We start from the raw sequence: 26,609 nt of genomic DNA on the forward strand, positions 1-26,609 counted from the left end.
TCGATCAGGTTCATGGTTCTGAACCGATTCGATCCAAAACCATCGTGATCTAGTGCGTGGAGTAAGTCGTGTTTGGCAAGCGTAGCGGACCAGAGGACAACGCCCGGAAGCTGGCGGGCCTGACGGAGGTCACGCCGCCAACCTCGAATGCGCGAGCTTCCGCGGAAATCGCTTCGCCAAAGATCGCCTCGCCACCGCTCGCGCCGCCGCGCCCGGCGACCCAGACGCCGACCGTCGATGCCCGCAGGTCCGACACCTACTACCAGGTCAAGGCGACCATCTTCGGCGCCCTGATCGAGGCCATCGACCTCGCCCAGCTCGCCAAGCTCGACGGCGAATCCGCGCGCGAGGAAATTCGCGACATCGTCAACGAGATCATCGCGATCAAGAATATCGTGATGTCGATCGCCGAGCAGGAAGAACTGCTCGACGACATCTGCAACGACGTTCTCGGGTATGGACCGCTCGAACCGCTGCTGTCCCGCGACGATATCGCTGATATCATGGTCAACGGCGCCGGCACGGTCTTCATCGAAGTCGCTGGAAAGATCCAGCGAACCGGAATCCGGTTTCGCGACAATCAGCAACTGCTGAACATCTGTCAGCGGATCGTTAGCCAGGTCGGACGGCGGGTCGACGAGTCCTCGCCGATATGCGACGCACGTCTCGCCGACGGATCCCGCGTCAACGCCATCGTCCCGCCGCTCGCGATCGACGGGCCCGCGCTGACGATCCGCAAGTTCAAGAAGGACAAGCTGACCCTCGATCAACTGGTCAGGTTCGGCGCCATCACCCCCGAAGGCGGCACGATCCTTCAGATCATCGGGCGGTGCCGCGCCAATGTGCTGATCTCGGGCGGCACCGGCTCCGGCAAGACCACGCTGCTGAACTGCATCACCAACTATATCGACCACGACGAGCGCATCATCACCTGCGAGGACGCGGCCGAGCTTCAGTTACAGCAACCGCACGTCGTTCGGCTCGAAACCCGTCCCCCCAACATCGAGGGCGAGGGCCAGATAACGATGCGCGATCTGGTCCGCAACTGCCTTCGCATGCGTCCCGAGCGCATCATCGTCGGCGAGGTTCGCGGACCGGAGGCATTCGACCTGCTGCAGGCCATGAACACCGGCCATGACGGTTCGATGGGCACGCTGCACGCGAACAATCCGCGCGAAGCGCTATCGCGATGCGAGTCGATGATCACGATGGGCGGCTTTGCACTGCCTTCGCGAACAATCCGCGAGATGGTCTGCGCCTCGATCGACATCATCGTCCAGGCCGCGCGCCTGCGCGACGGCTCGCGACGCATCACGCACATTACCGAGCTGATGGGGATGGAGGGCGACACCATCATCACCCAGGATATCTTCGTCTACGATCTGCTCGGTGAGGATGCCAACGGCAACGTCATCGGCCGGCACCGCTCGACGGGAATCGGCCGGCCGCGGTTCTGGGAACGCGCGCGGTACTATGGCGAGGAGAAGCGACTTGCCGCCGCGCTCGATGCGGCGGAAGTCAAGGTCGAGATCTGAGGACACGCGCTCATGAATTTGCAGACCCTGGCCCTGGCGTTCATGGCCGCGACCGCGGTGGGCGGCGTCGCGTGGGTTTTCCTGTATCCGGTGCTATCAGGCGAGATGAAAGCGGAGAAGCGCCGGGCCGCGCTGGCGCGGACATCCCCGGCTATCCGGCAGGTCGACCGAGCCCAACGCTCGCGCCGCGAGCAGATCGAGGAATCGCTGCGGGAGATCGAGCAACGCCAGAAGCGCGACAGAAAGGTTACCCTCAACAACCGCATCACACAGGCGGGCCTGTCGTGGTCGAAGGAGAAGTTTCTGATCGTTTCCGGCATTCTCGCCCTGACCAGCTTTGCCGTTCCCATGGTTCTGGGAGCCGGGCTGGTCGCGGCGGCAGGCCTAGCCTTCGCGGCTGGGTTCGGTGTGCCGCGCTGGCTGCTCGGTTTCCTCAAGAAACGCCGGGAGACCGCCTTCTTGCGCGCGCTCCCCGATGCGGTGGACGTGATCGTGCGCGGCATTAAAGCCGGCCTGCCGCTGTTCGAGTCGCTCAAGGTTGTCGCGGCCGATTCGCCGGAGCCGTTGAAAAGCGAATTCTCGGCGATCATCGAGACCCAGGCCATCGGCATGCCGCTCGGCGAGGCCTGTTCGCGGCTGTACGAGCGAATGCCGGTTCCTGAAGCGAATTTTTTCGGCATCGTGATCGCGATCCAGCAGAAATCCGGCGGCAACCTTTCGGAAGCTCTCGGCAACCTGTCCAAGGTGCTGCGGGACCGCAAGAAGATGGCCGAGAAGATCAAGGCGGTGTCGATGGAAGCCAAGGCGTCGGCCGCCATCATCGGCTCGCTCCCGCCGATCGTCATGCTGCTGGTCTATCTATCCACTCCCGACTACATCGCGCTGCTGTGGACCCATCCCACCGGGCAGCTGATGCTGGCCGGCTCCGCGCTGTGGATGTCGGCCGGCATCCTCGTGATGAGGAAAATGATCAACTTCGACTTTTGACGGTGCAGCAGCATGCTCGACATCCTGATCGAGAAATTCCACAATCCGCAGTTCATGACGATGGTTCTTGCCGCCATCGCCGCCAGCGCAACTATCTACACGCTGATCACGCCCTTCTTTGCGACGGACGGCCTTACCAAGCGGATGAAGGCCGTCGCCAGCGAGCGCGAGCGCATTCGGCAGCGCGAGCGCGAACGGCTCGCGAGAACCGAGAAGGTCTCTCTTCGTCAGGCACCGAAGCAGTTCATCTCGAAGATCGTGGAGGATCTCAATCTCGGAAAATGGGTGGCTCAGGAAGCCGCTCGCGAAAAGCTCGTCATGGCGGGATATCGCGGCCAGGCTCCTTACGTCACCTTCCTTTTCTTCCGCATGGTCACCCCGATCGTGATGCTGATCGGAGCGATCGCCTATGTTTTTCTGCTATCGCACACGCAGCAGTCCACAACTGTCAAGCTCGGCATCTGCATCGGCGCCACGTTCTTCGGCATGCAGGCGCCAATGCTGTTTCTGCAGAACGCCATCACGAAGCGGCAACTCTCGATCAAGCGGGCTTTCCCGGACGCGCTCGACCTGCTGCTGATCTGTCTTGAATCCGGCATGTCCATCGAAGTCGCGTTCCGCAAGGTCAGTACGGAGATCGGCAACCAGTCGGTCGCGCTGGCCGAGGAGTTCACGCTGACCACGGCGGAACTGTCCTACCTTCAGGACCGCAAGGTCGCCTATGAAAATCTGGCGAACCGCACTGGCGTGGAAGGGGTGAAATCAGTATGCCTCGCGCTCCAGCAATCAGAACGATACGGCACTCCGCTCGCGCAAAGCCTTCGCGTGATGGCGCAGGAAAATCGCGACATGCGGATGACAGAGGCCGAGAAGAAGGCAGCCGCTTTGCCGCCCAAGCTGACGGTCCCGATGATCGTATTCTTCCTGCCCGTGCTGTTCGTGGTTATTCTCGGACCGACCGGCATCAAGATCGCGGCGCAAATGCACTGAGGGGTTTTACAGGGCCGGCGGCTTAATCTTAAGAGATCGGCCGGTCCGACCGCGGATTGCTTTCCGCTCGTGATCGGCGGGAGCTCTGCCTGACGTTGTCAGCCGCGCCGACCCGCGCGTTGCCGCCGCGTCCCAGCATCTGCTTCAGGTAAGCCACGTTCGCCGCGGCTTCGTCGATCGGCAGGTCCGCCTTCACGATATTTTCGGCTTCGTCAAACCGGCCCTGCAACCCCACGGCCAGCGCGAGGTTCTGCCGGATCCGGCTATCCACGGGGGCGCCGTCGTGAGCACGGCGCAAAGTCTCCTCGGCCTTGGGCAGTTCCCTGGTCAGGACGTAGGACATGCCGAGATTGGACAGCACCGAGGGCTCGTCGGGCATGATCCTGAGCGCGCTCGCATAGTAGCGGCGCGCATCTTCGTGACGGCCGAGCTTGTCGAGCGTCGTGCCCTGAACCGAGAGAATCCGCCAGTCGGGATTGGCCGGCGTATGCGCCCGGCCAAGCACATCGAACGCCTGCTGCGACTGACCGTTATCGGCCAACGCCCGGCCCCAGCCGGCAAGCACCGTCTTGTTGCCCGGATTCAGGATCGCGGCGCGTTCCAGCACCGCGACCGCCTGGGCGCGCTGCCCGATCGCGCGCAATGCCAGTCCGTACTTCAGGGCGGCGTCGGCATCCTTCGGATTGGCCCGAAATCGCTCGCCATAGACTTCGACGGTGCGATGCGGATCCGTTCCGGAATGCTTTTCGGACTTGGCCTCGGCCTTGGCGCCGAGCGAGCCTGTGACATCGGACATAGCCGCGGTTTGACAGCCGCCAAGTCCGATGGCCAGCATGGCGGTTACGGTTGAGGATGCGAGAAGCCTTGCAAGACACGACTGCCGGCGCATGGTACTTTTCATTCGTAGCTGCTAGCTGATCGAAAGTAGGGGCGACCTCAGCAATAGACTGTTAACCCTAACGCCTGGTTAACTGCCGCGATCGACGCCTGCCGCATCCTGACAACTCTCTCCCTCTTCGGATCGAGATCATCCACCATGCATCCCGCGTTTGCGACCACGCCGGCCGAAAAGGCTGTACCGATCATCCTGGTGTCCAAGGCGGCCTGGGAAGCCAACGGCAACAGCCTCGATGATTCCGCCCGCCGGTTCGCCGAGGCGAACGGCTTTCAGGCCAAGTCCGGACAGTATCTCGCGCTACCCACGGCGAGCGGCGACATCTCCCGCATCCTCTTCGGGCTTGGCGAGAAGGCGGACCAGACACGCGATCCCTTTCTCGCGGGCAAGCTGCCGGGGCTGCTGCCGCCGGGCACCTTCCACTTCGCCGAGGCGGCGCTCGATATGCATCTTGCGACGCTGGCCTTCGCGCTCGGCAGCTACCGCTTCGATCGCTACCGCAAGGCCGATGCGCCCAGAGCGCGGCTGGTGCCGCCCGATGGCGTCGACATCGCTGATATCTCGCGGATGGCGGAAGCGGCGTCGCTCGCCCGCGACCTGATCAATACGCCCGCCAACGACATGGGACCGGAGGAGCTTGCGGCCGCCGCCCGGAATCTCGCGCGGCGTTTCGATGCGGAATTCAGCTGCGTCGTCGGCGACGATCTGGGGCAGCGGAATTTTCCGCTGATCCATGCGGTCGGCATGGCGTCGCCCCGCGCGCCGCGCCTGATCGATTTCACCTGGGGTGATCCCACCCATCCGAAAATCACGCTGGTCGGCAAAGGCGTCTGCTTCGACACCGGCGGCGTCGATCTCAAAACGGCCAGCGGCATGCAGATCATGAAGAAGGACATGGGCGGAGCGGCCAATGTGCTGGCTCTGGCGCTGATGGTGATGGATGCGAAACTGAAGGTCCGGTTGCGCGTGCTGATCCCGGCGGTCGAGAATGCTGTCGCCGGCAACGCGTTCCGGCCGCTCGACATCTTTCCGTCCCGCAAGGGCTTGAGCGTGGAGATCGGCAACACCGACGCCGAGGGCCGGCTGGTGCTCGCCGACGCGCTCGCCTTGGCCGACGAAGAAGCGCCGGAGTTGCTGATCGATGTCGGAACGCTCACCGGCGCGGCCCGCGTAGCGCTCGGGCCGGACTTGCCGCCGTTCTATACCAGCGACGAGAACCTTGCGCTCGATGTCGCGCGCTGCGGGAAGACCGAGAACGATCCGTTGTGGCGGATGCCACTGTGGCCGGCCTACGATGCCTGGCTGGATTCCAAGATCGCCGACATCAACAATGCGCCGTCAGGCGGTTTTGCCGGTTCGATCGTATGCGCGCTGTTCCTGCAACGTTTCGTCGAGGCGGCAACAAGCTGGCTTCACGTCGATATCTACGGCTGGACGCCGTCAGCCAAACCGGCGCGGCCCGAGGGCGGCGAATGCCAGGCCGCGCGCGCCATCTACAGATTGCTGAGCGAACGCTATGGATGATCCGCGACTCACACCGGCCCGACCCGAAGTCGCAGCCCGCTATCTGGAGGGCAGGGTCGATGCGGCGCGCTTCACCGACGGCGAGGAGTACGAAGTCGTCGAAGCGGCGGCGCCCCTACAGCGCGAGCCTGCGCCGGATGCGATACTGCAGACCCAGGCGCTGCGCGGCGAGCGCGTCACGATCTACGACCACAGCGCTGAAGGCTGGGCCTGGGGCCAGTTGAACGGCGACGGCTATGTCGGCTGGCTTCCGGACCGCGCACTGGCAAGGCCCGGCGCAGCGCCGACGCACAAGGTCGTCACCTTGCGGACGTTTGCTTTTCCCGGACCGTCGATCAAGCTGCCGCCGGTGGAAACGCTCTCGCTCGGCGCAAGACTCACTGTCCAGCGCCGCGACGGCTGCTTCGCCGTCACTGATGATCGTCTGTACATCCCCGCCATCCATGTCGCCCCGCTCGATCATTTGGCCGCCGATTTCGTCACGGTCGCCGAAATGTTCGTCGGAACGCCGTATCTGTGGGGCGGCAAGACCAGCCTCGGCATCGACTGCTCCGGCCTCGTGCAGGTGGCGCTCAACGCATCCGGCATCGCATGTCCGCGCGACAGCGACATGCAGGAAGCGGCCATGGGCCGCACGCTGTCTCCGCAGGAGACGCAACAGCCGCGGCGCGGTGATCTGATGTTCTGGAAAGGACACGTCGCCATCGTCCGGGACGAGGCCACGCTTCTCCACGCCAACGCTCATCACATGGCGACGGCGATCGAGGGCATTCACGACGCGGTCGCCCGCATAGAATCCGCAGGCAACGCCGTCTCCTGCGTGAAGCGGCTGGACTAAAGCGTTTTCGAGCGAAGCATGTCCTCGGGCTTGACCCGAGGATGCAATCCGGTTCGCGTGAAGAAAACGCGTCAAATCAAAAGCTGGAGTTTTTCATCGCTTCCTGAAAGCAGTGAAAAACTCTAATTACTCCGCGCTTGCTTCGCCGGGCGCGGTCTCCAGCCGGAAGGCCGCTGCAAACAGCGCGCGCGTATAATCCGATTTCGGATTCCTGAACAACTCCGACGCGGGACCTTCCTCGACCACCTTGCCCTGGCGCATCACGATGAGATGGCTGGCAAGAGAGGCGACCACGCGAAGGTCATGCGAGATGAACATGTAGGTCAGGTCGCGCTTGCGCTGCAGTTCACGCAGGAGATCGACCATCTGCGCCTGAAACAGCATGTCGAGCGCGCTGGTCGGCTCGTCCAGCACGACGAAATTCGGCTCCAGCACCACGGCGCGCGCGATGCTGATGCGCTGACGCTGGCCGCCTGAGAACTCGTGCGGATAGCGGAAGCGCGTCGCCGGATCGAGGCCGACGTCGGTCAGCGCCTTCACCACCCGCGCCTCCCGTTCGGTCTCCGACAGCAAACCCTGATGCACGCTCAAGCCCTCGGCCACGATGTCGCCGACCGACATGCGCGGACTCAAGGCTCCGAACGGATCCTGAAACACGATCTGCATGTCGCGGCGGAACGGCCGCATCTCCTTGAACCGCAGACCCTGGATATCCTTGCCCAGGAACACGATCGGACCGTCAGATGAGATCAGGCGGAGCAATGCGAGTCCGAGCGTGGTCTTGCCGGAGCCGGATTCGCCGACGACGCCGAGCGTTTCTCCCTGACGAACCTTGAGAGTCACGCCATCGACCGCCTTGATGTGACCGACCGTCTTGCGCAACAGCCCGCGCCGGATCGGAAACCAGACCTTGAGATTGTCGGTTGCGATCACGACCGGCGCGTCAGGCCGCGGCGGCGCGGGATCCGGCTTCGGCTCCGCGGCGAGCAGTTCACGCGTGTAGGGATGTTGCGGTGACTCGAAAACCTGCTCGACCGGCCCCTGCTCGACGATCTTGCCGCCGTTCATGACGCAGACGCGATCGGCGATGCGGCGGACGATGCCGAGATCGTGGGTGATGAACAGCAGGCTCATGCCGAGCCGGGCGCGGATATCCGCCAGCAAAGCCAGAATCTGCGCCTGCACGGTGACGTCGAGCGCGGTGGTCGGCTCGTCCGCGATCAGAAGGTCAGGCTCGTTGGCCAGCGCCATCGCGATCATCACACGCTGGCGCTGGCCGCCGGACAGTTGATGCGGATAGCTGGCAAGGCGGGTGTCCGGCTCGGGAATGCCGACCTGCGTGAGCAGTTCCAGCGTCCGCTTCCGGGCCGCCGCGCCGCGCACTCCCCCGTGCAGCAGCAGTATCTCGCCGATCTGCGCCTCAATGGTGTGCAGCGGGTTGAGCGAGGTCATCGGCTCCTGGAAAATGATCGAGATATCGTTGCCGCGAATGCTCCTGATCTCGCGCTCGGACAGGCCGAGCAGTTCGCGTCCGTTGAAACGGATATGACCGGAAGGGTGTGACGCGGCCGGATAGGGCAGCAGCTTGAGGACGGAGAGCGCGCTGACCGATTTTCCAGAACCGGACTCACCGACGAGAGCCACGCACTCGCCACGTTTGATGTCGAATGAAATGCGATCGACAGCCATCGTCGATCCGCCGCCATGATGAAATACAACGGACAGGTCGCGAACGTCGAGCAGCGGCTGATCGATGGCGTCCATCCGGGTGCCTTACCTGAACGTCTTGCGCGGATCGAAGGCGTCACGCACGGCCTCACCGATGAAGATCAAAAGAGACAGCATGATCGCGAGCGAGAAAAACCCGGTGAAACCAAGCCATGGCGCCTGCACGTTGGCCTTTCCTTGCGCCAGCATCTCGCCGAGCGAGGGCGATCCCGGCGGCAATCCGAAGCCAAGAAAATCGAGCGCGGTCAATGTCATCACCGACGACGACACGATGAACGGCAGGAACGTCATGGTCGCGACCATCGCGTTCGGCAGAAGATGGCGGAACATGATAGTCGCACTCGACACGCCGAGCGCCCGCGCCGCGGTAATGTATTCGAAGTTGCGTCCACGCAGGAATTCGGCGCGCACGAGACCGACCAGCGACACCCACGAGAACAGCAGCAGGATCCCGAGCAGCACGAAGAAGCCCGGCACCAGGATCGACGACAGGATCAGGAGGAGATAGAGCGAGGGAATCGCGGTCCAGACCTCGATGAAGCGCTGGAAGCCGAGATCGACCCAGCCGCCGAAATAGCCCTGCACGCCGCCCGCCGCGATTCCGATCACCGACGAAACGATAGTCAGGCACAGGCCGAACAAGACCGAAATCCGGAATCCGTAGATCAGCCGCGCCACCACGTCGCGGCCCTGATCGTCGGTCCCGAGCCAATTGTATTCAAGATCACGACAGCCCGAGAGGTTCTTTCGCTGCACCACGTCCTTGCATTCGGCTTCGGTCAGAAGCCAGGTCGGTTTTGAAGGCGCCGGCGTCGGCAGATCGAGGTTGTGGGTGTCATAGGAATAGCGGATGAGCGGCCAGACGATGGTGCCGCCTTTTTCCGCGATCAGCTTCTGCAGATAAGGATCGCGATAATCGGCGGCGGTTTCGAAATCGCCGCCGAATGCGGTTTCCGGATAAGTGACGAACGCCGGAAAATAGAGGTGTCCCTCGAACCTGATCAGAAACGGGCGATCGTTGGCGATCAGTTCGGCGAACAGCGAGACGACGAACAGGATCAGAAATATCCAGAGCGACCAGTAGCCGCGCCGGTTCGCCTTGAAGTTCTGCCAGCGGCGGCGATTGAGCGGCGACATGCCAAGCGAATGGCGCGCCGGCGGCACAGCCTCGCCGAGCGGCGACGTTGCCCCAGCTTCGACGGGCCTGGTCGAAGTCATGGCCATCAGACCTCCCGCGCCTCGAAGTCGATTCTCGGATCGATCCACATGTAGGTCAGATCGGAGATTAGGTTCACCACGAGCCCGACCAGCGAGAAGATATAGAGCGTGCCGAACACCACCGGATAATCGCGGTTGAGCACGCTCTCAAACCCGAGCAGGCCAAGCCCGTCGAGCGAGAAGATGGTTTCGATCAACAGTGATCCGGAGAAGAAGGCATGAACGAACGCGCCAGGGAATCCGGCGATGACGATCAGCATGGCGTTGCGGAAGACGTGATTGTAGAGCACCTGCCGCTCGCTGCAACCCTTGGCGCGCGCGGTCATCACATACTGCTTTCGGATCTCGTCAAGGAACGAATTCTTGGTCAGCAAGGTCATGGTGGCGAAGGCGCCGAGCGCCATCGAGATCAGGGGCAGCGTGAGGTGCCAGAAATAATCGAGAATTTTCCAGTACCACGGAAACTCGTTCCAGCCGTCCGAGGTCAAGCCGCGCAACGGGAAAATGCTGAAGAACGATCCGCCCGCGAACAGGATGATGAGAAGGATCGCGAACAGAAATCCCGGAATCGCGAAACCGACGATGATGACTGCCGACGTCCAGGTATCGAACTGCGATCCGTCCTTGACGGCTTTGCGAATGCCAAGCGGGATCGAGATCAGATAGGTCAGCAGCGTCATCCAGATGCCGAGCGACATCGAGACCGGAAGCTTCTCCTTGATCAGCTCGATCACAGTGGTGTCGCGGAAATAGCTCTTGCCGAAATCGAAGCGGGCAAAGTTCCACACCATCAGCAGAAAGCGTTCATGCGCCGGCTTGTCGAAGCCAAATTGCTGCTCAAGGCTCTTGATGAAGGCTGGATCAAGCCCCTGCGCGCCGCGGTACTTCGAATTGACGGCGTCGGACGACGCTCCGACCTGGCCGCGCGCGCCGAAGTCGCCCCCGGACGAGCCGGAAATGCGCGACATTCCGCCGGTATCCGAACCGCTCAATTGCGCGATCACCCGCTCGACCGGACCACCGGGCGCGAATTGCACCACGACGAACGACACGAACAGAATGCCCAGCAATGTGGGCAGCATCAGCAGAATGCGGCGGACGATGTAGGCGCTCATGCTTATCCCGCCTGCCCGGATGATGCCGGCCGGGCCTGCGTCGACCACCAGATATCAGGCGCCATGACGCCGAGGTATTTCGGCAGGCTCGGCGGATGAGCGAACACATCCCAATAGGCCAGCCGGTGCGTGTTCGAATACCATTGCGGCACCCAATAGCGACCGGCGCGAATCACGCGATCCAGCGCGCGCGCCGCGAAGACGAGCTTGGCGCGGGTGTCGGCGGCGATGACCTGCTCCATCAGCGCATCGATCGCGGGATCGGCGATGCCTGCAAGGTTGTTCGAGCCCTTTGTCGCCGCCGCGCGCGACGAAAAGAAGGGCCGCAGCGAATCGCCCGGAATGGTCGAGAAACTGAAACGTTCGATGATCATGTCGAAATCGAAGTCGTCACGCCGCGACCGCGCCTGAACCGGGTCGACGAGCCGCAGCGTCGCCTCGATGCCGAGGGTCTGGAGATTCTTGATATAGGGCATGTGGTGAGCCTGGAAGGCCGGCTCATCGAGCAGGAATTCGAGGCGGAAGACCTCGCCCTGCGGGGTCATCCGCTTCCTGTCCTTGATGTGGAAGCCCGCCTCGTCAAGCAGCTGCGCGGCCCTGCGCAACAGCTTGCGGTCCTGCCCCGATCCGTCGGACACCGGCGGCACGAACGGCACTCCGAACACCTCCTCCGGCACCTTGCCGCGGAACGGCTCCAGCAACGCCACCTCCTCCGGCGACGGCGGGCCGCTCGCCATCAGATCGGAATTCTGGAAGGGCGATACCGTCCGCACATAGGCGCCGTACATGATGGACTTGTTGGTCCACTCGAAATCGAAGGCGCAGTCGAGCGCTTCGCGGACGCGAGGATCCCTGAACTTGTCGCGGCGGGTGTTGATGAACCAGCCCTGCGCGCCGGACGGCGTCTCGTCCGGCAATTGCTCGCGCTTGACACGGCCGTCGGTCATCGCCGGGAAATCATAGCGCGTATTCCAGATGCGGGAGGTGAACTCCTCGCGGTACAGATAACTGCGGCCGGTGAAGCCCTCAAACGCCACATCGCGGTCGCGGTAAAAATCGAAACGCACCGTGTCGAAATTGAAAGCGCCGCGGCACACCGGAAGATCCGCGCCCCACCAGTCCTTCACGCGGTCGAACTCAATGAAGCGGTTCACCTCGAACCGGCCGACCTTGTACGGTCCGCTGCCGAGCGGAACGTCGAGCGTCGTTTCATCGAACGGGCGCGCCGTGTAATAGGCTTGCGAAAAGATCGGCAGGCCGGCGACGAACAAGGGCACGTCCCGACCGCGCTTCGCCGCAAAGGTAACGACGAGCGTTGCGTCGTCGAGCGCTTCCGCCTTCACCATGTCACGCACCTGCTGGGTGATCACGGGATGACCCTTGGTCTTCAGGATCATCAGGGAAAAGGCGGCATCGCGCGCGGTCAGTTTTTGCCCGTCATGAAACCGCGCCTCCGGCCGCATCGTGAAACGGTAGGTCAGACCATCGGCCGAGATGCGCACCGATTTCGCCGCCAGGCCATACATCGCATCGGGCTCGTCACCGGCGCGCGCCATCAGCGACGTGAACGTCATCCCCATGCCCTGCGCGCCGTCGCCCTTCAGGATGAAGGCGTTGAGCGAGTTGAAGGTCTGGAATGATTGATTGAAAGCGCGACTCGACGGAATGGTCGCGAACAGTCCGCCCTTCGGCGCGCCGGGATTGACGTAATCGAAGTGATGAAAATCAGCCGGATATTTCAGGTCGCCGAAGGCCGACATGCCATGAGATTGGCCTTGAGATTCGCCTCGGGATTCGCCTTGAGCCTCGGTCGCCGCGCCGCTCGCGGCCCCGGCGAGAGCCGGCCGCAGCCACGCCGCGCCTGCCACGCCGATCCCGAGACCGATCACCTGCCGACGGCTGGGCCGACTCATCCTTGCGATGCTCCTCAAGATCGCTTGCCCGCCGCCCTGCCGGCATCATGCCACCACAGCGTCGGAAAGGCGGAAAGACCGTACTTCGGCATGTTCTCCGGCCGGCCAAAGCGGTCCCAGCGGGCCGTGCGATGGAAAGGATAGGTGAATTGCGGCACCACGTAGTGATTCCATAACAGCACGCGGTCGAGCGCCTTGGTCGCTGCCACGAGGTCGGCGCGGTCCTTCGCGAAAATCACACGCTCAATCAGCTTGTCGACGGAAGGATTCTTGATGCCGACGACATTGCGCGAGCCCGGCATGTCCGCGGCCTGCGAGCCCCAGAACTCCCTCTGCTCGTTACCGGGTGACAAGGACTCGATCCAGAGATTGCCGACGACATCGAAGTCCCAGCTTCTCATCCGGTTCTCGTACTGCGTCGAATCGACGGTCCGAACGCTGACGGTAATGCCCATGCGCTCCAGCGACGGCTTGTAGAACAGCATGATGCGCTCGGTGCTTGGCGCTTCCGACAACAACTCCAGTTCGAACGGCGCGCCGGTTTTGCTGTCCACCAGCTTGTGGTTGCGCACCTCAAATCCAGCTTCCTTGAAGAGCTTCATGCCCTCGCGGAGATTGTTGCGAACCGCCTCGGGGTTGCCGCCGACCGGATTGCTGTAAGGCGTGGTGAACACCTCGGCCGGCACCTCGGCGCGAACGGTTTCAAGGATTTCAAGCTCCCTGCCCTCGGGCAGACCGCTTGACGCCAGTTCGGTACCGTCGAAATAGCTATTGATGCGCTTGTACTGACCGTAGAACAACTGCTTGTTCATTTCCTCGAAATTGAACGCAAAGTTCAGCGCCCGCCGCACGCGAGGATCCCTGAACTTGTCGCGGCGGATGTTGAGGGCGAACGCCTGCATCACGCCGGCATTGCGATTGGGGAATTCCTCAAGGACGACGCGGCCGTCCTTCACCGCCGGGAAATCGTAAGCCGTGGCCCAGTTCTTGGCGCTGTTTTCGGTGCGCCAGTCGACCTGATCGCCTTTGAAGGCTTCCAGCGCGACCGTGCCGTCGCGGAAATACTCATAGCGCAGTTCGTCGAAATTATTGTGGCCGATACTGAAATTGAGATCGCGGCCCCAGTAATCCCTGACCCGCTCAAGCGTCACCGAGCGCGCGGCGTCGAAACGCTTGATCCTGTAGGGGCCGCTGCCGAGCGGCGGCTCCAGCGTGGTCGCGGAAATATCGCGCTTCCTGCCCGCATCATCGGCGCCTTCCCACCAGTGCTTCGGCAGCACCATCAGTTGCCCGACAATCTGCGGCAGTTCGCGGTTACCCGGCGCATCGAAGGTGAAGGTCACATCCCGCTCGCCGGTTTTCTCCACTTTGGTGATGTGACGGTAATAGGCTCCATAGAACGGATGATGCTTCTTCAGCACGTTGAGCGAGAAGATCACGTCGTCGGGCGTGACCGGCTTGCCGTCGTGCCACTTCGCTTCCGCCCGTAGCCGGTAGACCACGAAGGAAAAATCATCGGGATAAGCGACCGACTCGGCCAGCGCGCCGTACTCGGTTGAAACCTCGTCCAGTGACGGAGCCGTCAGCGCTTCATAGATCAGCCGCCCTTCCGATGCGATCGAACCCTTCACCCCCGACACGACAGGGTTGAAATTGTCGAAGGTGCCGATCGCGATCTGCCGTACCAGACCGCCTTTGGGCGCGTCCGGATTCACATAATCGAAATGCTTGAAGCCTTCCGGATATTTCACCTCGCCGAACAGCGAAAGCCCGTGCCGCCATTTCAGGCCGGTCGGTCCGGCCTGCGCATGGGCTGCCTGGATCGAGGAAGCGCCGGTCAGGACTTTGATTGCGGGAGCGGCTGCGATCAGGGCTCCGCCATGGAGAAGTCGTCGTCGTGTGAAGGCCAATGCGAATATTCCTGCGAACTGTCGGGGCGAGTTATAGCGTTTTCGAGCGAAGAAGTGAGCACCGGTTCGCGTGAAGAACACGCGTCAGATCGAAATATATAGCGCGCCGCTTCTAATTCCATCAGAAGCGAAAAAGCTCCAGCGCCGGATGCGCCTCAGCAGGACCGGCCAGAGTCTGTTTCAACGGCGTTGAACTGGAAGCGCAATCGACGCAAGATGGCCGATCGCGCTCCGGGTGCAACTTGAAGCCCGCAGTGTTCCGGCTGATTATGTCGGTTTTCGGGGGTGACGCCACCCACCTCTCGAACTTGTGCGGCGAAACCCGCCGATCAAGCGTGGGTAACCGACAAAATGAGCGGCTCTGGAAACTCTCGCCAATTGTTGGCGACGCCATGCCGCATCACCGCGGCAGATGCTTAAGGCTTGTCGGAATTCTTGCGCAGATACGCGATGAGATCGGCACGATCGCTGTCCTTCGGAACGCCGGCGAAAGACATCGCCGTTCCGGGGATGTATTCCTTCGGATTGGCCAGAAACTTGTCCAGTTCATCCAGCGTCCAGGTGCCGCCCTTGGCCTTCATGGCCGCCGAGAAATTGAAGTCATGACCCTGCCCGCGCGGCTCGCCGACGATGCCGTAAAGATTAGGACCGACACGGTTCGGTCCGCCCTTTTCGAAGGTATGACATGCGGCACATTTCTTGGCGACGACAGCACCATTCTCGGCCGAAGCGGCTTGCAGCCTCTTCCCCAGCGACACCGCTGACGCGACGTCGGCTTCCTTACTTGCGGCCGCAGCCTTGCTCGCGGCCACCGGCTTGTCGTCCTTCTGAGCAGCAGCCGGCTCTTCCTTGGCGGCGATTTTATAACCAGGCTTCGCAGGCACAGCCGGCGCGAATATCGCCCGCGCGACTAAATTCATGACCAGCAAAACGAGGCAGGTGCCCAGAACCGCACCAATAAATTTATTGATCATCGAGGGAGTCCATTTGCGGCTAGGCTCCACGCTCGACAGCAGACCGCACGGCCGGCTGAACGACCACGGAAATGCCGCCGAGACGTCCTCGCGGAGGCGGCAGAACGAGATAACGGTTTGCCGCCGGTCTGACAACCCGTATAAATGCCGCAGATCTTAAGCACCTGCGCCAATTCCGTATCTTCCCCGATCAATGACCGAGACCCGCACCCTCGTGCTGATACCCGCCCGCATGGCGGCGACCCGACTTCCAGGCAAGCCATTGCTGGATATCGGCGGCCTGCCGATGATCGTCCATGTCCTGCGGCGAGCCGAGGCCGCCGGCATCGGGCGCGTCGCCGTCGCCACCGACACGTCCGACATCGCGAGCGCCGTGACGGCCCATGGCGGCGAGGCCATCATGACGCGCGCCGATCATCCGTCCGGGTCCGACCGCGTTTTCGAGGCGCTGGGCAAACTGGACCCCGAAGGACGAATCGATACGATCGTCAACCTCCAGGGCGACTTCCCGACCATCCGTCCGGACACGATCCGCGAGGTGCTCCAGCCGCTGGCCGATCCCGCCGTCGATATCGCGACGCTGGCCGCCGAGATCCATACGGAAGAAGAAGCCACCAACCCGAACGTGGTCAAGGCTGTCGGATCCCCGATCGGCCCGCGGCGGCTGCGCGCGCTTTATTTTACCCGCGCCACCGCCCCGCATGGCGAGGGCCCGCGCTATCACCATGTCGGGCTTTACGCGTATCGCCGCGAGGCCTTGCAGCGCTTTATCGAACTGCCGCCCTCGCCTCTCGAACAACAGGAACGGCTTGAGCAGTTGCGGGCGCTGGAAGGCGGAATGCGGATTGACATCATGATCGTGGACGACGTGCCGCGCGGCGTCGATACCGCGACCGACCTCGAAACCGCCCGCCGGCTCATCGCCCATTCAGCCTCGCGCGAACAGCCGGCGCGCTGACAGAACACCTGAGAAAAAGATCATGAAAATCGTATTCCAGGGCGAACCCGGCGCGAACTCCCATATCGCCATCGCGGAAGCCTATCCCGATGCCGAACCATTGCCTTGCGCGACCTTCGAGGACGCCCTCGCCGCGATCACGTCCGGCGAAGCCGATCTCGGCATGATCCCGATCGAGAATTCGGTGGCCGGCCGTGTCGCCGACATTCATCACCTGCTGCCGCAGTCCGGGCTGTTCATCGTCGGCGAATACTTCCTGCCGGTCCGCCATCAACTGATGGCGCCGCGCGGCGCCAAGCTGGCGGATATCAAGACCGTCGAAAGTCACGTACACGCGCTCGGGCAATGCCGCCGCATCATCCGCAAGCTTGGCATCCGGCCAATCGTGTCGGGCGATACCGCCGGCGCCGCCCGCCTTGTCGCCGAACGCGGCGACATGAGCTGCGCGGCGATTGCCTCGCGTCTGGCCTCGCAAATCCATCATCTCGATATTCTTGCCGAGAACGTCGAGGACGAGGACCATAACACCACGCGTTTCGTGGTGCTCGCGCGAGAGGCCGACTGGGCCCGGCAGGGATCCGGGCCGCTGGTCACCAGTTTCGTCTTCCGGGTGCGCAACCTGCCGGCCGCGCTCTATAAAGCGATGGGAGGCTTTGCCACCAACAGCGTCAACATGACCAAGCTCGAAAGCTACATGGTCGACGGCAATTTCTTCGCCACGCAATTCTATGCGGATGTCGAAGGCCACCCGAACGATCGCGGACTCGCATTCGCGCTGGAGGAGTTGAAGTTCTTTTCAAAAGAGCTTCGCATCGTGGGCGTTTATCCGGCTCATCCGTTCCGCGCGACGTTCCGCGAACGGGCGGATTGATCAAGTTTCGGGCGTTTCGTCGCCTTTTGTGTTGGGCAGAATTACACAAATATGGTTACGCATTCGCCATCCCAACATCCGAAAATTGTTTTTAGTAAATAAATTCAATGTATTATGCGCCTTGCAGCCACCCACTTTGTGGCGCATCTTGGCATCGTTCTCCATATTTGTGAGGATGGTGGGCTACTTCCCATCTTAGATGCGACCAGTAATGGGCTACGCTGGTGGGAACGCCGCGCCGCGAATGGCGGGGCCGACTCCCGGCGTTTCTCGGCAGACCGCCGTGACGCGGGCACGACGCGACGGATGCAGTGGAGTTTTTCGAGCCATGACAGATGCTTTCGCTCCAACTCATAACGGCCTCGACGCGCGAAAAAGACCCACGATTTCGTTCGAGTTCTTTCCGCCCAAGACCGAGGAGATGGAGCGCAATCTTTGGGGCACCGTTACCCGCCTCGCGCCTCTCGATCCGAGCTTTGTCTCCGTGACTTACGGGGCCGGCGGCTCGACCCGCGAGCGCACCCATTCGACCATCGCGCGCATCCTTTCGGAGACCCGGCTTCGTCCTGCGGCACATCTCACCTGTGTCGGCGCACCGCGCGGAGAAATCGATGAGATTGTCAGCCGCTATCGCGACATCGGCGTCCGCCATATCGTTGCGCTTCGCGGAGATCCTCCGGGCGGCATCGGCACGGCCTACAGCACCCACCCCGAAGGCTATCGCACGTCCGCCGACCTCGTCGCCGGCATCAAGCGGCGGCATGGCGACATCGAGATTTCCGTCTCGGCCTATCCCGAGAAGCACCCCGAAAGCCCCGACATCGATACCGACATCGATATGCTCAAGGCCAAGGTCGATGCCGGCGCGACCCGCGCCATCACCCAGGTCTTTTTCGACAACGACCTCTACCTTCGCTATCTCGATCGCGTCCGCGCGCGCGGCATCGACATTCCGATCGTGCCCGGCATCATGCCGATGCATAATTTCAAGCAGGCACGGGCCTTCGTGACCAAAGCGGGCACCACGGTTCCAGCCTGGCTCGCTGAAAAATTCGAAGGTCTCGATGAGGATCCGGAAACGCGCAAGCTGATCGCGGCCACGGTCGCCGCCGGTCAGGTTCAGAAGCTCGCTAAGCGCGGCGTCGATACGTTCCACTTCTACACCATGAACCGCGCCGACCTGGTGTTCGCGATCTGCCATCTGCTCGGCATCCGGCCCGATGCTGACCAGAAGGCGGCGTGACCACATTTTCCGTCAAAAGACCTGGACGCCCGCGACAAGCGCGGACATGACGATCGCAGGATAACAAGCGTGACAAAAAGTTCGAATCCCATCGCCGACAAATTCCGCGCCCTCGCACGCGAGCGCATTCTGGTGCTCGACGGCGCCATGGGCACCATGATCCAGGATCGAGGGTTCGACGAAGCCGCATTTCGCGGCGAACGATTCAAGGATTTTCACCGCGACGTGCGCGGCAATAATGACCTTCTCATCCTCACCCAGCCGCAAGCGATCGAGGACATCCACGCGCAATACCTGCGCGCCGGCGCCGACCTCGTCGCCACCAACACGTTTTCATCGACCTCGATCGCGCAGGCCGACTATGACATGTCGGATCTCGTCTACGAACTCAATCGCGAGGGCGCGAAACTCGCACGCTCGGCCGCGGAGAAAGTCAGCGCCGAGGACGGCAAGCCGCGCTTCGTCGTCGGCGCCATCGGCCCGACCAACCGCACCGCGTCGATCTCGCCGGACGTCGCAAACCCCGGCTATCGGGCGGTCACCTTCGACGACCTGCGCAAGGCCTATGGCGAACAGATCAACGGCCTGCTCGACGGCGGCGCCGATCTGCTGCTGGTCGAAACCATCTTCGACACGCTGAACGCCAAGGCGGCGCTGTACGCCATCGCCGAAATCGGCGAGCAGCGCGGCATCGACATTCCGGTGATGGTCTCGGGAACCATCACCGACAAGTCCGGCCGCCTGTTGTCCGGTCAATTGCCCGAAGCGTTCTGGCACTCGGTGCGGCATGCGGGGCCGATCACCATCGGCTTCAACTGCGCGCTCGGCGCGGAAGATCTGCGCGCGCACGTCGCCGAGATCGGCCGCGTCGCCGATACGCTGGTATGCGCCTATCCGAACGCGGGCCTCCCCAACGAGTTCGGCCAGTACGATGAAAGCCCCGATTACATGGCGCGGCTGATCGGCGAGTTCGCGCAGGCCGGCCTCGTCAACGTCGTCGGCGGCTGCTGCGGCACCACGCCGGATCATATCGCGGCGATCGCGGCCGCGGTCGCGCCGCACAAGCCGCGCGTCGTGCCGGCGATCGAGCCGCGGTTGCGGCTGTCGGGGCTGGAGCCGTTCTCGCTGACGCCGGACATTCCCTTCGTCAACGTCGGCGAGCGCACCAACGTCACCGGCTCGGCCAGATTCCGCAACCTGATCAAGGCCGGCGACTATGCCGCCGCCCTCGACGTGGCGCGCAACCAGGTCGAGAACGGCGCCCAGATCATCGACGTCAATATGGACGAGGGCCTGCTGGATTCAGAAGCGGCGATGGTCACCTTCCTCAACCTGATCGCGGCGGAGCCGGATATCGCCCGCGTGCCGGTAATGGTGGACTCCTCCAAGTTCTCCGTGATCGAGGCCGGGCTGAAATGCCTGCAGGGCAAGCCGGTGGTGAACTCGATCTCGCTCAAGGAGGGCGAGGAGAAATTCTTAGCTGAGGCGCGAATCGCCCGCCGCCACGGCGCGGCCGTCGTGGTGATGGCGTTCGACGAGACCGGCCAGGCCGATACCTGCCAGCGCAAGATGGAAATCTGCAAGCGCGCCTACGACATCCTCGTCGAACAGGTCGGCTTTCCGCCGGAAGACATCATCTTCGATCCCAACGTCTTCGCCATCGCGACGGGCCTGGAGGAGCATAACAACTACGGCGTCGACTTCATCGAGGCGACGCGCTGGATCCGCCAGAACCTGCCGCACGCGCACATCTCGGGCGGCGTCTCCAACCTGTCGTTCTCGTTCCGCGGCAATGAGCCGGTGCGCGAGGCGATGCACTCGGTGTTCCTCTATCACGCCATCAAGGCCGGCATGGACTTAGGAATCGTCAATGCCGGGCAGATGGTCATCTATGACGACATCGATCCGGAGCTTCGGCAGGTTTGCGAGGACGTGGTCCTCAACCGCGATCCCGGCGCTGGCGAGCGGCTGCTGCAACTGGCCGAGAAATTCCGCGGCGCGGGCAAGGAAGTGAAGGAGAAAGATCTCTCCTGGCGCGAATGGCCGGTGGAGAAACGCTTAAGCCACGCGCTGGTCAACGGCATCACCGAATACATCGATCAGGATACCGAGGAAGCGCGGAAGTCGGCCGATCGTCCTCTGTCGGTGATCGAAGGGCCGCTGATGGCCGGCATGAACGTGGTCGGCGACCTGTTCGGCGACGGCAAGATGTTTCTGCCGCAGGTGGTGAAGTCGGCGCGGGTGATGAAGCAGGCGGTCGCCTATCTGATGCCGTTCATGGAGGAGGAGAAGGCGCGCAATCAGGCCGCCGGCATCGAGGGCACGGGCAGCACCTCCGCCGGCAAGATCCTGCTCGCCACCGTCAAGGGCGACGTCCACGACATCGGAAAGAACATCGTCGGCATCGTGCTTCAATGCAACAACTACGAGGTGATCGACCTCGGCGTGATGGTGCCAGCCGCCAAGATCATCGAGACGGCGAAGGCCGAGAAGGCCGATATCGTCGGCCTCTCCGGCCTGATCACGCCGTCGCTGGACGAGATGGGCTATTTCGCGGCGGAGCTCGAGCGTCAGGGCCTCAACCTGCCGCTCCTGATCGGCGGCGCGACCACCAGCCGCGTCCATACCGCCGTCAAAATCGATCCCAACTATCGCAACGGTCCGGTGATCCATGTCAACGACGCCAGCCGCGCCGTCGGCGTCGTCGCCTCGCTGATGTCGCCGGAGCGGCGGGAGGCTTACGCGGCCGGCGTGCGCGCCGAATACGCCAAGATTTCCGCGGCGCACTTCCGCGCCCAGCAGGACAAGAAGCGGCTGCCGCTCGCGGCCGCCCGCGCCAACGCGGTGCCGATCGACTGGAGCAGCTACCGCCCGGTCAAGCCGACGTTCCTCGGAACCAAGGCCTTCACGGACTACCCATTGGAAGAACTGGTGGAGGTGATCGACTGGACACCGTTCTTTCAGGTCTGGGAACTGGCTGGACGGTACCCTGCGATCCTCGACGACAAGGTGGTCGGCGAAACCGCGCGCGCCCTCTATGACGACGCGCGCAAGATGCTGGACCGCATCGTCAAGGAGAAATGGTTCACCGCCTCCAGCGTGATCGGCTTCTGGCCCGCCAACCGCATCGGCGACGATATCGCCGTCTATAGCGACGAAAGCCGCACCACGCAGATCGCGACCTATCACACCCTGCGCCAGCAACTCGAAAAACGCGAAGGCCGTCACAACGCCGCGCTGGCGGACTTCATCGCGCCGAAGGAGACCGGCATCGCCGACTATATCGGCGGCTTCGCCGTCACCGCCGGGATCGGCGAGGATGAAATCGCGGCGCGCTTCAAGAACGCCAATGACGATTATTCGTCCATTCTGGTGAAGGCGCTGGCCGACCGTCTCGCGGAAGCCTTCGCCGAACGGATGCATCAGCGCGTGCGCACCGAATTCTGGGGCTACGCGCCCGATGAGGCGCTGACCAACGATCAGCTCATCAGGGAAGAATATGCCGGCATCCGCCCCGCGCCCGGCTATCCGGCGCAGCCCGACCATACCGAGAAGGCCACGCTGTTCCGCCTTTTGGATGCCACCCGTGCCACCGGCGTCGAACTGACCGAGAGCTTTGCGATGTGGCCGGGGTCCTCGGTCTCCGGTCTGTATTACAGCCATCCCGAGAGCCAGTATTTCGGCGTCGGCAAGATCGAACGCGATCAGGTCGAGGACTATGCCGCGCGCAAGGGGATGGAGGTCGCCGAGATCGAGCGCTGGCTGGCGTCGATCCTCAACTACATTCCGGGTCAGGATGCTTCCGGAAAGCCGGCCGCGACGCCGGTCCCCGCGCCCGCCAACGACGCCTCCGCCGACGTCGCCAATCATCCCCCGGGCTGCCAGTGCGCGGTCCATCTGCAGCTTCGCAAAACCACGGCGCGGGCAGGCTGACCGTGGACGCATCCTCGATCGCCGCCGCCTTGCTCGATTCTCCCGCGGACGCGATCATCGCCACCGACCGCAACGGCACGATCACATTCTGGAATCCGGGCGCGGTCAGGATTTTCGGCCATCGCGCCGATGAGGCGATCGGCCAGTCGCTCGATCTGATCCTTCCGGAAAACCAGCGTGCCCGGCACTGGGCCGGCTACCGCGAGATGATGCTGACCGGACAGAGCCGCTACAGCGGCGGCGACGTACTCGCCGTTCCCGCGCTTCACAGGGACGGCCGGCGCATCTCGCTCGAATTCACTATCGTGCCGCTGACGGACGCGAGCGGCCGCATCACCGGGCTCACGTCGGTGCTGCGCGACGTCACCGCGCGTTTCGAGGAAATCCGCCAACTGCGCCGCGAGGCGGCGGTCGCCTCACCGACCTGAGCGATCTTCCCTTGCCGCGCCTGTCGGGGGCGCGTGGATACCCGCCTTACCCTTCATCGCTCGCCAGCACGCCACGCACCGCCGCCGCCCACCCCTTGAGCTTCCGCGTACGCATCTCGGCTCTCATGGCCGGCTTGAAACAGCGATCGCGACGCCAGTTGTCGGCGAACAGCGACGGCTCCGGATAAACGCCCGCGGAGAGTCCGGCGAGGTACGCCGCGCCCAGCGCCGTGGTCTCCTGAATGACCGGCCGGTCGACGGGCACCCCGAGCAGGTCCGCGAGGCGCTGCATGGTCCAGCTGGAGGCCGTCATGCCGCCGTCGACCCGCAGCACGGGGTGGGCGGCGGCGGCGACCGGCCAATCGGCGCGCATCGCCTCCCACAGATCAAACGTCTGGTAGCAGACGCTTTCCAGCGCCGCATGTGCGAGTTCCGCCGGCCCGGTGTTACGGGTCAGTCCGAACAGCGCGCCGCGCACATTGGGATTCCAGTATGGCGCTCCCATGCCGACAAAAGCCGGCACAAGATACACGGATTGGGCGGGATCGGACTGCTCCGCCAGCGGCTCCGTCTCCGAAGCATTCTTGATGAGGCCAAGGCCGTCCCGCAGCCACTGCACCGCCGAACCGGCGACGAAGATCGAACCTTCCAGCGCGTAGGTGCGCTCGCCGTTCAGTTGATAGGCGATGGTCGTCAGCAGCTTGTTTTTCGAGGCGACCGGTGTCGCGCCGGTGTTGAGCAGCGCGAAGCAGCCGGTGCCATAGGTCGACTTGATCATTCCGGGGGTGAAACACGCCTGACCCACCACCGCGGCCTGCTGGTCGCCGGCGATGCCGCGGATCGGGATCGGCGCGCCGAACAATTCAGGCGCGCTGTCGCCGAAATGCGCCGAGGAATCCTTCACCTCCGGCAGCATCGCGCGCGGTATCTGGAGAATATCCAGGAGCGCGTCGTCCCAGTGCCCGGTGTGAATGTCGAACAGCATCGTGCGCGATGCATTGGTGGCGTCGGTGGCGTGCACCTTGCCGCCGGTCAGCCGCCACAGGAGATAACAATCCACGGTCCCGAACATCAGCTCGCCGCGCATCGCACGCGCACGCGCGCCCGGAACCGAATCGAGGATCCAGGCGATCTTGGTGCCGGAGAAATAGGGATCGATGATCAGGCCGGTTTTCGCCGATATCGCGGGCTCATGACCCTCGGCTTTCAGCCGCGCGCAGATATCCGCCGTGCGCCGGTCCTGCCATACGATGGCGCGATGCACCGCCTTTCCGGTGGCACGGTCCCAGACCACCGTGGTTTCCCGCTGGTTGGTGATGCCGATGGCCGCGATGTCCTTCGGCGTGACGCCCGCCTTCTCCATCGCCTGCCGGCAGGTCGTAACGGTTGAGGTCCAGATGTCTTCCGGTTCGTGCTCGACCCAGCCCGACGCCGGAAAGTGCTGCGGGAATTCCTGCTGCGCGATCGCGGCGACGGTAAGGTCGGCGCGAAACACGATGGCCCGTGACGATGTCGTGCCCTGATCAATGGCGAGGACGTGGGTGACCATGACGTTGTTCTCGAACTTGCGGGCTCACGGCGGCGACAAGGGACAGGAGCGGCAAGGCAAGCGGATTGCCCGTCCAAGGTCAAGTTTGTGCCTTCGTTTTGATTCACGTTTCAACGGGCGATAAGGATAAGATGCTTGGTACAGCTTCATCCAACCCGTCCCGCGAGGTAGAAATGCCTCTCCGGAAACAAATCGCACTCGATTTTCATGACTGTTCAGCAACCGAAAGACCCTAGATGATACTGGCAAAGATGATTCTGGCCGCCTCCTTGTTCGCGATCGTCGGCGCAACGGCCTCCGCCCAGGCAACGCCACCGACCCAGCAAACGCCATCGGCGGAGACCCGCAAGGGTCTGGTGACGGTCGTCAACCGGCTCAGCGGCACCATTACGATCCGGGAGGAGCAGAACGACAAGGGTAAAGAGAAAGAAAAAGAGAATAAGGATAGCGACAAGGATAAGGATAAGACTAAGGATAAAGACAAAGATAGCGCCGACGCCGAGGGCGTAGTCACGCGGTTCAAGATCGACCTCAAGCTGTCAGAGTCGGTGCACGCCGGCGACAAGGTGAAATTTTCCGCCAAGGACGGCGGCGACCCCAAAACCAGTACTGATAAGACCATCACTAAAATCGAGGTGGAGTAGCGGCGAAGCCGATCGCCTCAGAACCGTCCCGCTTCTGACAGAGTCGGAAGCGGGACTCTATGATGTTGGTCTGACGCGTCGTCGGATGGTAGGAGCGTATCGGGGAATTTACTGGAGCAGCCCTTTACTGAAGCACCTCGAACAGGCCCGCCGCGCCCATGCCGCCGCCGACGCACATGGTGACCACGACATATTTCGCTTTGCGCCGGCGTCCCTCGATCAGGGCATGACCAGCAAGGCGCGCGCCCGACATCCCGTAGGGATGACCGACCGCGATCGCTCCGCCGTCGACGTTGAGTTTTTCGGGATCGATGCCCAGCCTGTCGCGGCAATAGATCACCTGCACCGCGAACGCTTCGTTCAGCTCCCAAAGATCGATGTCCTCCACCGTGAGGCCGTGCCGTTTCAGAAGGCGCGGCACCGCGAAAACCGGGCCGATGCCCATTTCATCGGGCTCGCAGCCGGCTGAGACGAAACCGCGGAAGATGCCGAGCGGATTCAGGCCGCGCCTCGACGCCTCCTTGTCACTCATGATCACGCTCGCGCTGGCGCCATCCGACAGCTGGCTGGCATTGCCTGCGGTGATGGTGCAGCCCTCGCCGCGAACCGGCTTGAGCCCGGCGAGACCTTCAGCCGTCGTATCAGGGCGCGGACCTTCGTCCTGCGACAGCGTCACGTCCCTGAACGTGACGTTCCCGGTTTCCTTGTCGACGATCGCCATTCTTGTGGAGAGCGGCGCCAGCTCGTCCTTGAATCGGCCGCCCTGCTGCGCGGCGGCGGTGCGGCGCTGGCTTTCGAGCGCATATTCGTCCTGCGCCTGGCGCGAGATGCCGTAGCGCTTCGCGACCACTTCCGCGGTGTCGATCATGGGCATGTAGACCTCGCGCTTTATCTCCAGAAGCGCCGGATCCTCCGCATGAAAGGTATTGGCGTGCTCGTTCTGCACCAGGCTGATCGATTCGCCGCCGCCGCCGACCGCGATTGTGACGCCGTCGAACAGGACAGAACGCGCGGCCAGCGCGATCGCCTGAAGACCCGAGGCGCACTGGCGGTCGATGGTGGCGCCGGAGACGGTCACGGGGAGCCCGGCGCGAAGCAGCGCCTTGCGGGCGATGTTGCCGCCGGTGGCGCCCTGCTGCATGGCCACGCCCATCACCACGTCCTCGATCTCCTGCGGATCCACCCCGGCGCGGACAACGGCTTCTGCGATGGCATGGCCGAGCAGGGTCGCTCCTTCAGTGGCGTTGAGGACACCCCGATAGGCCTTGCCGATCGGCGTGCGGGCGGTGGAGACAATCACGGCTTCGGTCATCGGCGGCCTCCTGGTAAAATCCGGGGTTCATTCTGATCTAGAGC

The 26,609-nt window shown here is 63.0% G+C and carries 20 protein-coding genes; 11 read left to right on the forward strand and 9 right to left on the reverse strand.

What is annotated here, in order from left to right; genetic code table 11:
• The first annotated feature begins 68 nt into the window (after window positions 1-68).
• From NWI01_RS12435 to NWI01_RS12445, 3 genes are read left to right on the forward strand one after another with little or no spacing between them, the layout of a single operon-like run.
• Window positions 69-1,535 (forward strand): CpaF family protein, encoded by a 1,467-nt coding sequence (locus NWI01_RS12435; protein ID WP_141384148.1) that lies wholly within the window; start codon window positions 69-71, stop codon window positions 1,533-1,535.
• 12 nt (window positions 1,536-1,547) lie between these two features.
• A complete protein-coding gene (locus NWI01_RS12440; RefSeq protein WP_141384149.1) occupies window positions 1,548-2,522 on the forward strand; it encodes a type II secretion system F family protein in 975 nt (324 codons plus the stop codon).
• Window positions 2,523-2,534: 12 nt separating this feature from the next.
• The gene (locus NWI01_RS12445; RefSeq protein ID WP_141384150.1) at window positions 2,535-3,512 is read left to right on the forward strand and encodes a type II secretion system F family protein; all 978 of its coding nucleotides are present in this window, start codon (window positions 2,535-2,537) and stop codon (window positions 3,510-3,512) included.
• 28 nt (window positions 3,513-3,540) lie between these two features.
• Here NWI01_RS12445 and NWI01_RS12450 read toward each other — a convergent pair whose 3' ends face one another.
• Window positions 3,541-4,401 (reverse strand): tetratricopeptide repeat protein, encoded by an 861-nt coding sequence (locus tag NWI01_RS12450; protein WP_141384151.1) that lies wholly within the window; start codon window positions 4,399-4,401, stop codon window positions 3,541-3,543.
• A gap of 147 nt (window positions 4,402-4,548) precedes the next feature.
• Between NWI01_RS12450 and NWI01_RS12455 the strand changes: the two genes are divergently transcribed.
• Window positions 4,549-5,931 (forward strand): leucyl aminopeptidase family protein, encoded by a 1,383-nt coding sequence (locus tag NWI01_RS12455; RefSeq protein ID WP_141384152.1) that lies wholly within the window; start codon window positions 4,549-4,551, stop codon window positions 5,929-5,931.
• On the forward strand, window positions 5,924-6,769 hold the full coding sequence (locus NWI01_RS12460; protein ID WP_141384153.1) for a C40 family peptidase: 846 nt from the start codon (window positions 5,924-5,926) through the stop codon (window positions 6,767-6,769). Before NWI01_RS12455 ends, NWI01_RS12460 begins: the two co-directional genes overlap by 8 nt.
• Window positions 6,770-6,895: 126 nt before the next feature.
• Here NWI01_RS12460 and NWI01_RS12465 read toward each other — a convergent pair whose 3' ends face one another.
• The 6 genes from NWI01_RS12465 to NWI01_RS12490 form a co-directional block, all read right to left on the reverse strand.
• Window positions 6,896-8,533 carry an ABC transporter ATP-binding protein gene (locus NWI01_RS12465; protein ID WP_141384154.1) on the reverse strand — a complete coding sequence of 546 codons (1,638 nt, stop codon included), beginning with the start codon at window positions 8,531-8,533 and terminating at the stop codon, window positions 6,896-6,898.
• 9 nt (window positions 8,534-8,542) lie between these two features.
• Window positions 8,543-9,715, reverse strand: a complete 1,173-nt coding sequence (locus tag NWI01_RS12470) for an ABC transporter permease (RefSeq protein WP_141384167.1) — start codon at window positions 9,713-9,715, stop codon at window positions 8,543-8,545.
• Window positions 9,716-9,720: 5 nt separating this feature from the next.
• Window positions 9,721-10,830: a microcin C ABC transporter permease YejB gene (locus NWI01_RS12475; protein WP_141384155.1), complete on the reverse strand. Its 1,110-nt coding sequence runs from the start codon at window positions 10,828-10,830 to the stop codon at window positions 9,721-9,723.
• Between the two features lie 2 nt (window positions 10,831-10,832).
• A complete protein-coding gene (locus NWI01_RS12480) occupies window positions 10,833-12,743 on the reverse strand; it encodes an extracellular solute-binding protein (protein ID WP_141384156.1) in 1,911 nt (636 codons plus the stop codon).
• Window positions 12,744-12,757: 14 nt separating this feature from the next.
• Window positions 12,758-14,653, reverse strand: coding sequence for an extracellular solute-binding protein (locus tag NWI01_RS12485; protein WP_141384157.1), 1,896 nt, complete (start codon window positions 14,651-14,653; stop codon window positions 12,758-12,760).
• A 416-nt stretch (window positions 14,654-15,069) separates the two neighbouring features.
• The gene (locus tag NWI01_RS12490; protein ID WP_141384158.1) at window positions 15,070-15,627 is read right to left on the reverse strand and encodes a c-type cytochrome; all 558 of its coding nucleotides are present in this window, start codon (window positions 15,625-15,627) and stop codon (window positions 15,070-15,072) included.
• Window positions 15,628-15,820: 193 nt separating this feature from the next.
• Here NWI01_RS12490 and NWI01_RS12495 point away from each other — a divergent pair, with 193 nt between their 5' ends.
• From NWI01_RS12495 to NWI01_RS12515, 5 genes are all read left to right on the forward strand, one after another.
• Entirely contained in the window at window positions 15,821-16,585 is a 765-nt protein-coding gene (locus NWI01_RS12495; RefSeq protein ID WP_141384159.1) for a 3-deoxy-manno-octulosonate cytidylyltransferase, read from the forward strand.
• A 22-nt stretch (window positions 16,586-16,607) separates the two neighbouring features.
• Complete coding sequence (locus tag NWI01_RS12500) at window positions 16,608-17,456, forward strand: prephenate dehydratase (protein ID WP_141384160.1); 849 nt, start codon at window positions 16,608-16,610, stop codon at window positions 17,454-17,456.
• Window positions 17,457-17,784: 328 nt separating this feature from the next.
• The gene (metF, locus tag NWI01_RS12505; RefSeq protein ID WP_141384161.1) at window positions 17,785-18,699 is read left to right on the forward strand and encodes a methylenetetrahydrofolate reductase [NAD(P)H]; all 915 of its coding nucleotides are present in this window, start codon (window positions 17,785-17,787) and stop codon (window positions 18,697-18,699) included.
• Between the two features lie 60 nt (window positions 18,700-18,759).
• Window positions 18,760-22,632: a methionine synthase gene (gene metH / locus NWI01_RS12510; protein WP_375782183.1), complete on the forward strand. Its 3,873-nt coding sequence runs from the start codon at window positions 18,760-18,762 to the stop codon at window positions 22,630-22,632.
• A 2-nt stretch (window positions 22,633-22,634) separates the two neighbouring features.
• The gene (locus NWI01_RS12515) at window positions 22,635-23,060 is read left to right on the forward strand and encodes a PAS domain-containing protein (protein WP_141384163.1); all 426 of its coding nucleotides are present in this window, start codon (window positions 22,635-22,637) and stop codon (window positions 23,058-23,060) included.
• Between the two features lie 46 nt (window positions 23,061-23,106).
• On the opposite strand, the gene glpK is transcribed toward NWI01_RS12515, so the two are convergent.
• Window positions 23,107-24,609, reverse strand: a complete 1,503-nt coding sequence (gene glpK / locus NWI01_RS12520) for a glycerol kinase GlpK (RefSeq protein ID WP_141384164.1) — start codon at window positions 24,607-24,609, stop codon at window positions 23,107-23,109.
• A gap of 251 nt (window positions 24,610-24,860) precedes the next feature.
• Between glpK and NWI01_RS12525 the strand changes: the two genes are divergently transcribed.
• On the forward strand, window positions 24,861-25,253 hold the full coding sequence (locus tag NWI01_RS12525) for a hypothetical protein (RefSeq protein ID WP_244613744.1): 393 nt from the start codon (window positions 24,861-24,863) through the stop codon (window positions 25,251-25,253).
• Between the two features lie 124 nt (window positions 25,254-25,377).
• On the opposite strand, the gene NWI01_RS12530 is transcribed toward NWI01_RS12525, so the two are convergent.
• Window positions 25,378-26,565: an acetyl-CoA C-acyltransferase gene (locus NWI01_RS12530; protein WP_141384166.1), complete on the reverse strand. Its 1,188-nt coding sequence runs from the start codon at window positions 26,563-26,565 to the stop codon at window positions 25,378-25,380.
• Window positions 26,566-26,609: the final 44 nt, after the last annotated feature.

It is taken from the genome of Nitrobacter winogradskyi (assembly GCF_006539545.1).
GTDB lineage: Bacteria > Pseudomonadota > Alphaproteobacteria > Rhizobiales > Xanthobacteraceae > Nitrobacter > Nitrobacter winogradskyi_A.

Coding starts and splice junctions, on each gene's coding strand:
- NWI01_RS12440 (WP_141384149.1), top strand. CDS start 1,548: ATGAATTTGCAGACCCTGGCCCTGGCGTTCATGGCCGCGACCGCGGTG.
- NWI01_RS12445 (WP_141384150.1), top strand. CDS start 2,535: ATGCTCGACATCCTGATCGAGAAATTCCACAATCCGCAGTTCATGACG.
- NWI01_RS12450 (WP_141384151.1), bottom strand. CDS start 4,401: ATGCGCCGGCAGTCGTGTCTTGCAAGGCTTCTCGCATCCTCAACCGTA.
- NWI01_RS12455 (WP_141384152.1), top strand. CDS start 4,549: ATGCATCCCGCGTTTGCGACCACGCCGGCCGAAAAGGCTGTACCGATC.
- NWI01_RS12460 (WP_141384153.1), top strand. CDS start 5,924: ATGGATGATCCGCGACTCACACCGGCCCGACCCGAAGTCGCAGCCCGC.
- NWI01_RS12465 (WP_141384154.1), bottom strand. CDS start 8,533: ATGGACGCCATCGATCAGCCGCTGCTCGACGTTCGCGACCTGTCCGTT.
- NWI01_RS12470 (WP_141384167.1), bottom strand. CDS start 9,715: ATGACTTCGACCAGGCCCGTCGAAGCTGGGGCAACGTCGCCGCTCGGC.
- NWI01_RS12475 (WP_141384155.1), bottom strand. CDS start 10,830: ATGAGCGCCTACATCGTCCGCCGCATTCTGCTGATGCTGCCCACATTG.
- NWI01_RS12480 (WP_141384156.1), bottom strand. CDS start 12,743: ATGAGTCGGCCCAGCCGTCGGCAGGTGATCGGTCTCGGGATCGGCGTG.
- NWI01_RS12490 (WP_141384158.1), bottom strand. CDS start 15,627: ATGATCAATAAATTTATTGGTGCGGTTCTGGGCACCTGCCTCGTTTTG.
- NWI01_RS12495 (WP_141384159.1), top strand. CDS start 15,821: ATGACCGAGACCCGCACCCTCGTGCTGATACCCGCCCGCATGGCGGCG.
- NWI01_RS12500 (WP_141384160.1), top strand. CDS start 16,608: ATGAAAATCGTATTCCAGGGCGAACCCGGCGCGAACTCCCATATCGCC.
- metF (WP_141384161.1), top strand. CDS start 17,785: ATGACAGATGCTTTCGCTCCAACTCATAACGGCCTCGACGCGCGAAAA.
- glpK (WP_141384164.1), bottom strand. CDS start 24,609: ATGGTCACCCACGTCCTCGCCATTGATCAGGGCACGACATCGTCACGG.
- NWI01_RS12525 (WP_244613744.1), top strand. CDS start 24,861: ATGATTCTGGCCGCCTCCTTGTTCGCGATCGTCGGCGCAACGGCCTCC.
- NWI01_RS12530 (WP_141384166.1), bottom strand. CDS start 26,565: ATGACCGAAGCCGTGATTGTCTCCACCGCCCGCACGCCGATCGGCAAG.